This window comes from Paraburkholderia sp. BCC1885, assembly GCF_900996235.1.
Lineage (GTDB): Bacteria > Pseudomonadota > Gammaproteobacteria > Burkholderiales > Burkholderiaceae > Paraburkholderia.
Genome location: NZ_CAAJGM010000077.1, coordinates 120,463 through 133,221 on the forward strand (window position 1 = coordinate 120,463; position 12,759 = coordinate 133,221).

Consider the following 12,759-nt stretch of genomic DNA (forward strand, 5'->3'; position numbering starts at 1 on the left):
TACACGACTATTTCTGCGCGGCCGATGTTTGCGCAAATCCATCCGGGCAGGCGTCGACCGCGGCAATTTGCGCGGGCTGCGGTATGACATCCCCCCAGCCGCCGCCAAGAGCGCGAATCAGATTAACCGTGGACGCCGCCTGTACGCCCTGTAGTTGAATCGCTGCGCGGCGCGCCTGCAACACCGTGCGCTCTGCATCGATAACGTCCAGATAGTCGATAGCGCCTTCGTTGTATTGCGCGCGCGAGAGGTCCGCAGCATGCTGTGACGCCTCGACAGCCGCGCTCTCGGTCCTGGTTTGCACCTCCAGGATGCGCATGTCGGAGAGACTATCCTCGACCTCCCGAAACGCCACGAGCACCTGTTGCCGATAGTTAGCCACGTCTTCTTCATAGACGGCTCTGGCATTGGCGAGATTTCCCTTGCGGCGGCCTCCATCGAAAATCGGAACGTTCAACGCGGTTCCCGCCAAAGGCCCCAGCAGGAAGGCTCGACTACTCCATTTGAACAGGTCTCCCAGCGTCGCAGACTCGAATCCGCCCGTGCCGGTCAGCGTAAGCGAAGGGAAAAACGCGGCTTTCGCGACGCCTATCCGCGAGTTCGCTGCGGCCATGGCGCGCTCCGCGGCGGCGATGTCCGGGCGGCGTTCGAGCAGCGATGACGGCAGTCCCGCTGGAATCCGCAAATCGACCGGTTTGAGCGGGTCGGCAGTCATCGAGAACTCAGCCGGAGTTTGCCCAAGCAGCACCGCGAGACTATGTTCGGAAGCTGCGCGCAGACGTTGAACAGTCATCGCATCGGACTGCGTGCCGGCCAGCTCCGCTTGCGCCCGGGACACATCGAGGTCAGTGATTTCGCCCTCCGCATAGCGGCGCTTGACGAGCTTGAGCGCCTGTTCGCGCAACTGCACTGCTTGCGTGAAGAGTTCAGATTCGGCGTCGAGTTCGCGCAACGCGAAATAGTTCTGCGCCACTTCCGCCTGAAGCGCGAGCAGAACGGAACGATACAGGGCCGTGCTGCGTTGGGTGTCGGCGGTCGCTGCATCCACGGTCGAGGCGACGCGACCGAACAGGTCGACTTCATACGAGGCGCTGGCCTGGGCGCGCCAGAAGGTCTGCTGCGGCACGTTCGTTCCATCTGGCTCGAAGAGTGAAGACGCGGAAACCCGCTCACGCGTGGGACCAAACCCGGCGTCAAGAGACGGCAACAGACCCGCACGAGCCGCCTGGTTCATCGCGCGTGCTTCTTTCACGCGTGCGGCTGCGGCTTTCAGGTTCTGGTTGGCGACGAACGCCTGCTGTTCGAGGTCGTTTAGCCTGGAGTCCTGGAAAACTTTCCACCATTCACCTCTTGCAACGTTTTCGGACGGTTGTGCCGTCTTCCACGTGCCGGCTTCGTCCTGACCGGGTTCCTGTGACGCTTCCTTGAAGGTAGCCGTGGTGGGCGTCGACGGTACCTCATATGCCGGTGCCAGAGAACATCCGGCGAGCACCAGCAATGCGCCAAGCAGGACGGATCCCGTAAAGGCTTTCTTGATCGGGAAAATTCCTTTCATGATGTTTCTCCTTTAGTCCTGCAGCGCAGGTTCTTCCAGCGCGGGCTGATTCGCGGGCGTCATTGTTTCGTCATGCGAACTACCCGTTCCGCCGTCCGCGGGACCGTGGTCGTCGGGGCCGTGAATGTGAGGGTGATTTCCGTGCCTGTCCTTCAACTGCTTGCCGCCGGCAAGTTTGCGCAGCAGGACGTAGAACACTGGCGTCAGCAACAGCCCAAAGAATGTGACGCCCAACATGCCGAAGAAGACGGCAATACCCATCGCGCGGCGCATCTCCGACCCAGCGCCGGTGGACATAACGAGCGGGACCACACCCATGATGAAAGCGATCGACGTCATCAGAATCGGACGCAGGCGTAGACGTGACGCCTCGATCGCGGCCTGGACAATCGTGCGGCCTTGCATTTCGAGTTCACGCGCGAATTCGACAATCAGAATCGCATTCTTCGCCGAGAGCCCGACCAGCACCATCAAGCCAATCTGCGTGAAGATGTTGTTGTCGCCCTGGGTGAGCCACACGCCGAACAGCGCCGACAAGATGCTCATGGGTACGATCAGCAGAATCGCGAGCGGCAGAGTCAGGCTTTCATACATCGCCGCGAGCACGAGGAAGACCAGCAGCACGCTGATAGGGAACACCCAGAGCGCTGCATTGCCCGCCAGAATCTGCTGGTATGTGAGGTCGGTCCACTCGAACTTGATGCCGCGAGGCAGCGTTTGTGCAGCAATCCGCTCAACTGCGGCCATTGCCTGACCGGACGAATAGCCAGGCGCGGGTCCACCGTTGATATCGGCCGCAAGGAACCCGTTATAGCGAATCACGGTTTCGGGACCGAAGGTCGGCGTGACCTTCACGAGCGACGACAGCGGCACCATATCGCCCGCGGCATTACGCGTCTTCAACTCAAGGATGCTTTCCGCGGTAGCGCGGAATGGAGCATCAGCCTGGGCGCGCACCTGGTACACGCGGCCAAACTTGTTGAAGTCGTTCACATATAGCGAGCCCAGGTAAATCTGCATCGTATCGAACACGTCGGTCACGCTGACACCCAACTGCTTGGCTTTTTCGCGGTCCAGTTCGACGTTCAGTTGCGGAACGTTAATCTGGTAGCTCGAGAACGACGGGCCGAGTTCTGGTGCCTTTGCTGCCGCTGCCAGAAAGGCCTGAACGGCCTTGTTCAGCGCTTCATAGCCGAGTGCGCCACGGTCCTCGATCTGCAGCTTGAATCCACCAATCGTGCCAAGTCCCGAGACAGGCGGAGGCGGGAACGTCGCAATCGTGGCGCCCTTGATACCGCCATATTCCTTCTGCAGGTTACCGACGATTGTCGACGCGGATTCGTCCTTGCTGCGATGTTTCGACGGACTCATGACGGGAAACACCAGACCGCTGCTCGAAGAGTTCATCAGACCGGTCACGTTCAGGCCGGGGAATTCAGGCGTGTGCTCAACGCCCGGTTGACGACGGGCAATTTCGCCCATCTCGTGTACGACGCGCGCGGTTCGGTCCAGCGAAGCGCCGGGTGGCAATTGCACGATGCTGACGAGGTAGTCTTTGTCCTGAGCGGGCACGAAGCCACCCGGCACAATCTTGCCGAGCAGGACGGTGCCGCCGAGCAATACGCCGTATACCACCATCATCGCGAACTTGCGGTTGATGACGCCGCCCACGCCCCTGCCGTAGCCTTCTGAAGCACGGTTGAAAACCTTGTTGAAGACGTTGAAGAACGGTCCCAGGATGCGGTCGATGAAGCGTGTTAGCAGGTCCTTTGGCGCATGGTGGTCTTTTAGAAGCACAGCGGCTAACGCGGGCGACAACGTCAGCGAGTTGAACGCCGAGATGACCGTCGAAATCGCGATGGTCATTGCGAACTGCTTGTAGAACTGACCCGTCAGACCCGACATGAACGCGAGCGGCACGAATACGGCCACGAGCGTCAACGCAATGGCGATAATCGGCCCGCTCACTTCCCGCATGGCCTCATACGAGGCTTCGAGCGGCGAGAGACCGGCGGCGATGTTGCGCTCCACGTTCTCCACCACCACAATCGCGTCGTCGACCACAATCCCGATGGCCAGCACCATGCCAAAGAGAGACAGCGCGTTGATGGAAAAGCCGAAGGCCAGCATTAGCGAGAAGGTGCCGACAATCGACACAGGCACGGCAATCAACGGAATCAGCGAAGCACGCCACGTCTGCAGGAACGCAATCACCACAATCACCACGAGGATGATGGCTTCGAAAAGCGTGTGGATAACCGCATCAATGCTTTCGCGGACGAACTGCGTCGGGTCGTAGACGATCGAGGCCTTCACGCCATCCGGCATGTCCTTCTGCAGTTCCGCGGTAATGCGGCGAACGTCTGTTGAAATCTGCAGCGAATTGGCGTTCGGTTGCTGAAAGATAATCAACTGAACCGCAGGCTTGCCGTCGAGGTTGGCCTGCAGGGCATATTCAGCCGCCCCCATTTCGACGCGGGACACGTCGCTCAGGTGAGTGACGGCCCCGTCGGGACCCGTCTTCAGGATGATTTTGCGAAACTCGTCTTCCGTCTTTAACCGTCCCTGTGCGTTGACGCTCAGTTGCAGTGGCACGTTCGTCGTCATGGGGGCACCACCGACGATGCCAGCGGCGACCTGAACGTTCTGTTCGCGGATGGCCTTAATGACATCAGTGGCCGTCATGTCGTGGCGCGCTACCTTGGTCGGGTCGAGCCAGACCCGCATCGAGTAATCGCCGCCGCCCCACATCACGACTTCGCCGACGCCCGGAACCTGAGCAAGCCGGTCCTTGATGTTGATGAGCGCGTAGTTGCGAAGATAGTTCAGGTCGTAGCGGCCGTTCGGCGAACCGACGTTCACACCCATCGTCAATGTCGGCGAGGATTTAACCGTGACGACGCCGAGTCGTTGAACGTCCTCGGGCAACCGCGGCAATGCCTGGGCAACGCGGTTCTGCACAAGTTGCTGGGCCTTGTCGGGGTCCGTTCCGAGCTTGAATGTCACGGTCGTCGTCAGCGCGCCGTCGCTATTGGCCTGCGACTGCATGTACAGCATGTTTTCGACGCCGTTAATCTGTTCTTCGATTGGCGAAGCGACTGTCTCCGCGATGACTTTTGGATTTGCGCCAGGGTATTGCGCCCGGACGACAACCGACGGCGGCACGACTTCCGGGTACTCCGCCGTGGGCAACTTCGTCAGTGCGATCAAACCGGCGAGCAGGATGACGACCGATAGCACGCCCGCAAAGATGGGCCGGTCGATGAAGAACTTTGAGATGTTCATGATGGGCTTCTCTTTGACGGTTACGCGGCCGACTTCGCCGCGTCGGTCATCTTGACCAGGTTGCCACGCACGGTGTCGTTGGGCCGCGCACGCTGAATGCCGTTCACCACGACGCGCTCACCGGTCTTGAGGCCGGAAGTGACGACGCGCAGGTTGTCGTGGAGACTGCCTAGCTGGACTTCGCGGTATTGCACCTTGCCGGCGTCGTCGACGACCAGCACGTATTTCTTCGCCTGGTCCGTGCCGACTGCGGCGTCGCTAATCAGGATGGCGGGATGCGCTTCGCCGCCACCGACTTGCACGCGTGCGTAAAGACCTGGAACAAGTGTGCCGTCCGCGTTGTCGATGCTTGCGCGGACGCGGATAGTGCCCGACGAGGTATCGAGGCGATTGTCGACCGACGCGATGAAGCCCTTGCGGGAATAGCCCTCTTCGTTTGCCAGACCGAGCGCAACCGGTACGGAAGCGTCGCGGTCACGGCCGAGGTATTCCAGATACGTCTGCTCGTCGACATCGAATGACGCATAAATCGGTGACACGGAGACGATCGTCGTGAGAAGCGGTGCGCTCGGTCCAGTCGATACGACGTTACCCGCCGTCAGTTCCGCGCGCGAGACGCGTCCCGAAACGGGCGCGCAAATAGTCGTATAACTCAGGTTCACCTGAGCGGCTTCCAGCGCAGCCTGCGCTGCCTTTACGCCGGCTGCGGCCTCGCGGGTAGCGTTCTGCTTTTCGTCGTAGTCGCGTTTTGCGATGGCGTTGTCGGCCAGCAGCCTGTCGGCCCGCGCTGCATCGGTGGACGTGTATGCCGCACGCGCTTGCGCGGCGGCAAGCTCGGCGGCCGCGCGGTCGACCTCGGCGACATACGGGCGCGGGTCGATTATGAAGAGCGGCTCGCCCTTCTTCACGAGCGCGCCATCCTTGAAGTGCACGGCAACGATGGTGCCGGGAACAAGCGGGCGAACATCGACATGATCGACCGCTTCGAGACGCCCCGAATAGCTCTGCCAGTCGGTAATGGTTTGAGAAAGGACGGTTGCAACATCGACGTCGACGACCGCCGGCGGCGTATCGGCGGCTTGCGCTGAACTGACCGGTGACGGATCGCGGTGGTGGCTAAAACCGATGCCGGCGACGCTGCCAACCACGAACAGCGCGCCCAGCGCTTTCGCAATGGTTTTTCGGCTACTTAACATATGTAGTATTCCTTATTTAAATGACGTGTAATTCAGAGAGAATCGATGACTGACCCGCTCGGGAAACGTCGGTTTCAATTCATCCGAGCGGCGTGATTCGTTGACAGGAGTATGGTCGTCGAGCTGGCAGCGATAAAGTAGCGGCCAGTGGTTTCTTTGTAGTCGCTGGAGCGACAATGATTCGGCTCAGGGATCAGATCGAGTGTGACGGCGCCTCTTGGCGCAGGCTTGCGGGATCCAAAGTCGGCCTCATTCAGACGCGCGTCGGCTTTTGTCGTCCGAACGGCAGCAACCGATGAACCCGCGCTCGACTCAGACGCGACCCGCGGGAATGCGCAGCACCTCGCCAGCGAGGGCCTCGACATAGGTGTCACGCACGTTGCACTCCTTGAGCGCGTCGCGGAGTTTGAACAGATATTCGGCGTTGCTGCCAAATTTCCCGCTGGCGCTTGCCACGAGCGGGGCGACCGTCGCTACGCGAGAGTCGGCGGCATATTGTTCGCGACTGGTGTCGGCCACAAATGCAATCGCATGGACTTCGGTACCGTCGTCGAGCGTGACTGGCGCCCAGGTCGGCGTATAGGAGCCCAATACCATTTCACGAATCCATATCAGCCGCAATTCTTCGCCCATTGTTGCGGGACATAGCTTTAGCGCCACGCCGTGCGTGTGGCCGCCGGATTCAAGAGCGAGCATGCGGCCGGGCATATCCGGACTCGCGCGACCTATTTCCATGTGAAGACAGAAGCTACGATGCCAGCCGTGTAGGGTGGCAACTTGCCGGCGCTCAAAATTCACCATCGGATTCCACATCAACGAACCGTAAGCGAAAATCCACACACCGCCGATTCCCTTTGGCCGTGACTTCAAGGTCTCTTTTAGCGACGTCTCGATGCGGTCCGCCGTCCAAAGATTGGGCAGGGATTCGAAATGGTCAAGGTATTCGCCGGAATGAATGGCCTGTCTTGTGAGCATGAATATCGCCGGGTGAGGGTTCCTGAACGCCTTGGTTCGCGCGGCGGGGAGAAATTTTTCATCGCACCGGCTTCTTTGGCATGGCGCAAGTATGAACACCGGGTGAGTTCGGATAAACACTCGGACAGGAGACGCTTTGGCGATTCAAAAGCGACAATGGCGCAAGCTGTGTTATGTAACCGGATTATTGGATTCTGATGTCACGCGGGACGCCTGCGGTATCACGCAACAAGGCGTAACGGCTGCGCGTCTGCGGGCATTGACCCGCGCGCTGACCTGCGTGCCTGCCGGTGTCATCTGCCCGCCATCGTGCGTCGATTGATCGCGCAACGATCGGTTAGCCTTGTTCAGGTGTGCTCACCCCGGAACTGACCATAGTTCGCCGTGAGGAATATCCGGTCGATCAATAGGCGGTGTGACAGGAAATAGCGCCGATCTGCGCTGGGGTGAGCAATACGGAAATATGGCACTCAAAAAAATATATCGGATAACTAAATAAAATTTAAATTTATCCTGCGTAAAAAAATCATGTATCAGAAGAAGAGAGACGTTACGCGGCCGTTCTACCGCCGTTGATTCTAAGAATTTCGCCAGTCATAAAACTCGCCTTCTCCGACGCTACGAATACGATGGCTTCGGCAATTTCTTCCGGCCTACCGGCGCGCTTGAGCGGGACGGTTGCAAGCATGCCGGCTTTGCGTTCCGCGCTTGCCGTGAGCCGGTTCAGCATGGCGGTTTCGACAGGGCCCGGCGCGACTACATTGACCCGTACACCAAAGGCTGCGGCTTCGAGCGCCGCCGACTTCGTGAGTCCTTCCACCGCGTGCTTGCTGGCGACATACAGCGAGAGACCCGCGGCACCGCGTACACCCATGGTCGACGAAATATTGACGATGCTGCCGCTGCCTTGTGCCGTCATGACGCGCAATTCGTGTTTCATTGCGAGCAAGGTGCCCAGTACATTGGTGTCGAACACGGCGTTATAGCGTTCGGGTGTCTGCTCCAGCACGGGCGTGGTTTCGCCTTCTGTGCCGGCCGCATTCACGGCGATGTCCAGACGGCCGAAGCGTGCAACGACGTCGTCCACCAGCTTGCTCACCTCGTTCTCGAAGCGCACGTCCGATTGCACGAATTCCGCTTGCGCGCCGGTAGCGCGCAATTCTTCGGCGAGTTGCAGGCCTTCTTCGATGCGGCGGCCCGACACGACGACGCTGGCGCCGTCACGTGCAAAGGCGAAAGCAGTGGCGCGGCCGATGCCGGTCAGCGCGCCGGTAATGAGTACAACAGATTGTTTGGTCATGACGTTCTCAGGTTGGGTTCGCGCGAGCCAGCCTGGGGCGGCCCGCGCTGCAATTCACCGGTGTACCGCAATCAGGCTTCGACCTCGATGGAATCGACGCGGTCGGGGTAGAAGGCGAGGTGGTCCTTGATGGATTCGACTGCCGCATACGGCTTTTCATACGTCCACACGGCGTTTACCGAACGCTCGCCGCCCGATGGAATCGAAAAGTACGAACAGTCGCCTTTATAGGGGCAATAGGTGGCGTGTTCGGTACGTTCCAGCAATTTCATGTCCACGTCCTTGCGCGGGATGTATAGCACGGCTGGGTAAGCGGCTTCACGCAAGGTCAGCGCTTCGCGGGTATCGGCGATTACTTTGCCGGCCAGCTTGACTACGACGTGCGCGGGGTTCGGCTCGACGGTGATCGGATGATCGGGGCCGGGAACTTTGACGGTCTTGCCTGCCGGGTTGAGGTTGCTTGACATGGAAACGCTCCTTGAGTTGATTCGCCATACGCAGGCGCGCGGCGAGGCCGGTGTTGCAAGCCGCTGCCGCTCAGGCGGCAAACGGTGTGAAGTCGGTGTAGGCGCGTTCGTCGCCACCCCAGAAGGCGTCCCGCACGTATTGCGTCAACGGGTGGCCATGGCGGAAACGCTCGGGCAGATCCGGGTTCGACGAAAACCAGCGGCCGAATGCCACCAGGTCCGCGTCGCCGCGTTGCAGGATGTCTTCGGCGCCGTCGCGGTCGAATCCGCCTGCTGCCATGATGGGGCCTTTGAAAATTTTGCGCAGGAACGATGACGCGACCGGCGCCTGGCCCTCCACCAGCGTCTCCGTTCCCATCACGCGCGGTTCGATCACATGCAGATAGGCTAGACCATAGGCGTTCAGACGTTCGGCAAAATATCCGAAGGTGGCCTCCGGATTGCTGTCCGAGATTGCGCCCCAGCGGCCGCTCGGCGAGACGCGCACGCCGACCCGGTCCGCGCCCCACACCGAAGCGAAAGCATCCACCACCTCGAGCGAAAAGCGCGCGCGTTTCTCGATCGTGCCGCCATACGCATCCGTGCGCCGGTTGGTGCCGTCCTGCAAAAACGTGTCGGCCAGATAGCCATTGGCGTTGTGCAATTCGACGCCGTCGAAGCCGGCTTGCTTCGCCCGCACGGCGGCCTGGCGGAATGATTCGACAATTGTTGGGATTTCATCGAGTTCGAGCGCACGATGCGGTGAGTTCGGCACCCAGCCGTTCTCGGTGAACACGGTGGTTTCATATGGCACCACCGAGGGCGCGACCGGTGCGTTGCCCCAACTCAGATCGACGTGCGATTGACGGCCATCGTGCGCAATCTGCATGAAAATGAGCCCGCCTTTGGCATGAACCGCGTCGGTGATTTTTTTCCAGGCCGCGACGTGCTGCTCCGTATAGATACCGGGCGCGCCGATATAACCGCGGCTGTCATACGAAGGGTGCGCACTCTCGGTGATCAGCAGACCGCCTTGCGTGGCGCGCTGACGGTAATACTCCACCATCATCGCGCTGGGGCTGTCGTCCTTGTCGGCGCGCAGGCGGGTCATCGGCGCCAGCACGACACGGTGCGAAAGATCGAGCGCGCCCAGCTTTACCGGCGAAAGCAACTTGAGATCCTGAGAATTCATTTCGTTTTCCTGATTGATGAATTTTGATGTACTTTCGATGACCACGCCGTTTGCGCCCCGGCAATGTGTGATCAGAGCTTCGAGCCACCATCGACGTGCAGCGTGTCGCCCGTCACCCAGCGCGCGTCGTCGGAAGCGAGGAAGACCACTGCGCCGGCAATGTCGTCAGGTTGCGCGATGCGCTTGAGCGCTTGCATGCCGAGCGTCACGTCGCGGCCCGCATCGGTTTTCGTGAAGTTGGACATGTCCGTGGCGACCACCCCAGGCGCGACCGCGTTGACGCGAATGCCGCGCTCGCCGAGTGCCACGGCAAAATGCTTGACGAGCGTGTCGACAGCGCCTTTGGTGGCCGCATACGCCGACAGCGCGCCCACCGCCGAATGGGCCGCCAGCGAGGAGAGCAGCACCACGCTGCTGCCTTCACCCAGTACCGGCAGCAATTGCTGCAAGAGGAAGTAGGGCGCCCGCACGTTGACGGCGAACAGATTGTCGAAATCTTCGATCGTGATGTCTTCAATGCGGGCGGCCTTCGAGATGCCGGCATTCGCTACCAGCACGTCCAGCCGGGCGCCGACAATCTCGCGCACCTGACGAGCGAGTGCATGCGGCCCGTCGGCCTGACGCAGATCGGCGCCGACCTTGGTGGCCTTGCCGCCCGCCGCACGAATCTCGGCGACCACTGCATCCGCTTCCTTTTCGCCGCTGCTGTAATGAACCAGGACCTGCGCACCCTGTTTCGCGAGTGCGAGCGCGCTGGCGCGGCCGATGCCGCGCGAGGCGCCGGTAACGAGGGCGGTTTTGCCGTTCAGATGAGTCATGATCAAGCTCCTGTGAGATTGAAAGCTGCTGTCCTTAAGGAGTGCGGATGCACGCCGGGGTAGCCGGGGAATCGCAGCGGCGGCATCGGATGTTGCGTTGCTTTGTGCCGCTGCCATGGGAGTTAATCTAGTGGTCTGCGCGACAAAGGAAAAAGACTTTGTGGGTGGGTGGTCATGCTTCGCGGGCATGCCTTGCCAGCGCCATGCTGGATTGTTTGCGCCGTACAGCCCAATGTGCCGTGCCGGAGCAGGGTGTCGGAGAAATGAAAGCATGTTGATGCGCGCATGGCAGGCGTTTGCGCGAAGCACTACAGATCGTGGCGACCCGCATGGATTTTTCGTGTTTGCAGGACGCGCAATGCGCTTAGCAAGGAACGGGGATCGAAGTGCCTGCGGTAGTCCACATCAATGAAGGCCAGTACGACGATGCCGTCACGATCCAGCAGGTAAGTGGCGGGGAGCGGCACGAGCCACGAACCGGCTTTCCTCGTGGATGGCGGCACATAACCAAGCGATTCATAGCGCGGCCGCAGGGTTGCGGGCAGTTCGAAGGCGAGACCGTAAGCACGCGCTGTCTTCATGTCGTGGTCTTGCAACTCGCGCATCGGCAGGGGCGTGTCGCGTGTTCTGACGCTGCACGGTGGGGCAATCGACACCGCATTCGCGCCGAGCGCGTTGATGTCCTGATGAATCGCGGCAAGTTCCACGAAACCTTCGTCACCGAACGAACACCACGCGCCGCGGCAAAAATGCAGCACAACCGGGCCTTCGCTTAACAGATCTTCGAGCGCAATCTGCTGCCCGCTGGCGTCCGCGAGGGTAAAGAGCGGGGCGCGCATGCCCGCCCTCAGCGCCCGCGAAGCGGCTGGCGTCGACGCCGCCATTGTCATCTGCGCAACCGGATCGGCCGGCAAATCGGCAACCCGCTCAGCGGGTAACGGTACGGCGTTTCCTTCTTTCGACAGTGCAGCCATAAAAACCTCATGCGCCGCGCGAGGCAGACAATTAACCCGATGAGGTCAATTTATCCATTCCACTTGCAGAACAGAAGGTGCAGAATCGGATAGCACTTATTCCAGAGGGGCATTGCGATGGACCGCCTTGCGGCGATCGAGATTTTTATTCGTGTGGTGGATACCGGCTCGTTTTCGGCAGCGGCGCGACACTACGATGTCGGCCAGCCGGCGGTATCCAAGGCGATTGCGCAGCTCGAGGAATGGCTCGGCGTCAAGCTGCTGCTGCGCTCCACGCGTGCCCTCACGCCAACCGAGGCCGGCACCAGCTTCTACCAGCGCGCCAAACGTGCCGTCGAGGAGACAGATGAAGCGGTGTTGGCCGCGCGCGGCACCGCCTCGGGTTTGTCTGGCAAATTAAGGGTTTCGGCAGCGGTGTGCTTTGCGCGGCTGCATATCGTGCCCAGGTTGCCGGAGTTTATCGCCAAGCATCCGAATCTCGACCTGGAACTGGTGCTGGACGACCGCAATATCGACCTCGTCGAAGAGGGTATCGATCTGGCCTTGCGCATGGGCGTGCTCGCCGATTCCAACATGACGGCGCGCAGGCTGTCCGAGGCGCGTCGCCGGGTCATTGGGACACCTGAGTATTTTGAACGGCAGGGGATTCCGCAAGAGCCCGCCGATCTGCTCGGCCATCGCGCGGTGATTTATACGCGCGACCAGGGCGGCGGCGAGGAATGGAAGTTCCGCAAGGAGACCGCCGAGGTGTCCGTCAAGATGCAGGGGCAGGTGAAAATCACCGCAACGGAGGGCGTGCGTGCCGCCGTGATTGCCGATATGGGTCTCGCCATCGTGTCCGAATGGGCCTTCACTCCGGAGCTCAAGTCAGGCAAGGTCATATCCGTGATGGACGACTGGATGCTGCCGTCGATCAACCTTTCCGCCGTCTATCCCACCGGCCGGCTGGCTAGCACCAAGGCCAGGCAGTTCGCCGCGTTCGTCGAGAATTGCCTCGCCGATGAAGCGGCCTGACTGC

At 60.6% G+C, this 12,759-nt stretch carries 10 protein-coding genes; 1 reads left to right on the top strand and 9 read right to left on the bottom strand.

What is annotated here, in order from left to right; translation table 11 throughout:
- Positions 1-7: 7 nt before the first annotated feature.
- The 9 genes from FQ755_RS06575 to FQ755_RS06615 all read right to left on the bottom strand — a co-directional run bounded on the left by FQ755_RS06575 (position 8) and on the right by FQ755_RS06615 (position 11,741).
- The gene (locus FQ755_RS06575; RefSeq protein WP_144152342.1) at positions 8-1,555 is read right to left on the bottom strand and encodes an efflux transporter outer membrane subunit; all 1,548 of its coding nucleotides are present in this window, start codon (positions 1,553-1,555) and stop codon (positions 8-10) included.
- Positions 1,556-1,567: 12 nt separating this feature from the next.
- On the bottom strand, positions 1,568-4,840 hold the full coding sequence (locus tag FQ755_RS06580; protein ID WP_144152344.1) for an efflux RND transporter permease subunit: 3,273 nt from the start codon (positions 4,838-4,840) through the stop codon (positions 1,568-1,570).
- A gap of 20 nt (positions 4,841-4,860) precedes the next feature.
- The gene (locus FQ755_RS06585) at positions 4,861-6,036 is read right to left on the bottom strand and encodes an efflux RND transporter periplasmic adaptor subunit (RefSeq protein ID WP_144152346.1); all 1,176 of its coding nucleotides are present in this window, start codon (positions 6,034-6,036) and stop codon (positions 4,861-4,863) included.
- Positions 6,037-6,348: 312 nt separating this feature from the next.
- Complete coding sequence (locus FQ755_RS06590) at positions 6,349-7,011, bottom strand: gamma-glutamylcyclotransferase (RefSeq protein ID WP_144152348.1); 663 nt, start codon at positions 7,009-7,011, stop codon at positions 6,349-6,351.
- Positions 7,012-7,561: 550 nt separating this feature from the next.
- Complete coding sequence (locus FQ755_RS06595; RefSeq protein WP_144152350.1) at positions 7,562-8,311, bottom strand: SDR family NAD(P)-dependent oxidoreductase; 750 nt, start codon at positions 8,309-8,311, stop codon at positions 7,562-7,564.
- A gap of 71 nt (positions 8,312-8,382) precedes the next feature.
- On the bottom strand, positions 8,383-8,778 hold the full coding sequence (locus FQ755_RS06600) for a DUF427 domain-containing protein (RefSeq protein ID WP_144152352.1): 396 nt from the start codon (positions 8,776-8,778) through the stop codon (positions 8,383-8,385).
- Between the two features lie 70 nt (positions 8,779-8,848).
- A complete protein-coding gene (locus FQ755_RS06605; RefSeq protein WP_144152354.1) occupies positions 8,849-9,949 on the bottom strand; it encodes an alkene reductase in 1,101 nt (366 codons plus the stop codon).
- Positions 9,950-10,020: 71 nt separating this feature from the next.
- Positions 10,021-10,767 (bottom strand): SDR family NAD(P)-dependent oxidoreductase, encoded by a 747-nt coding sequence (locus tag FQ755_RS06610; RefSeq protein ID WP_144152356.1) that lies wholly within the window; start codon positions 10,765-10,767, stop codon positions 10,021-10,023.
- A 308-nt stretch (positions 10,768-11,075) separates the two neighbouring features.
- Positions 11,076-11,741: a redoxin domain-containing protein gene (locus tag FQ755_RS06615; protein WP_144152358.1), complete on the bottom strand. Its 666-nt coding sequence runs from the start codon at positions 11,739-11,741 to the stop codon at positions 11,076-11,078.
- Between the two features lie 117 nt (positions 11,742-11,858).
- Here FQ755_RS06615 and FQ755_RS06620 point away from each other — a divergent pair, with 117 nt between their 5' ends.
- Complete coding sequence (locus FQ755_RS06620; protein ID WP_144152360.1) at positions 11,859-12,755, top strand: LysR family transcriptional regulator; 897 nt, start codon at positions 11,859-11,861, stop codon at positions 12,753-12,755.
- The last annotated feature ends 4 nt before the right edge of the window (positions 12,756-12,759 follow it).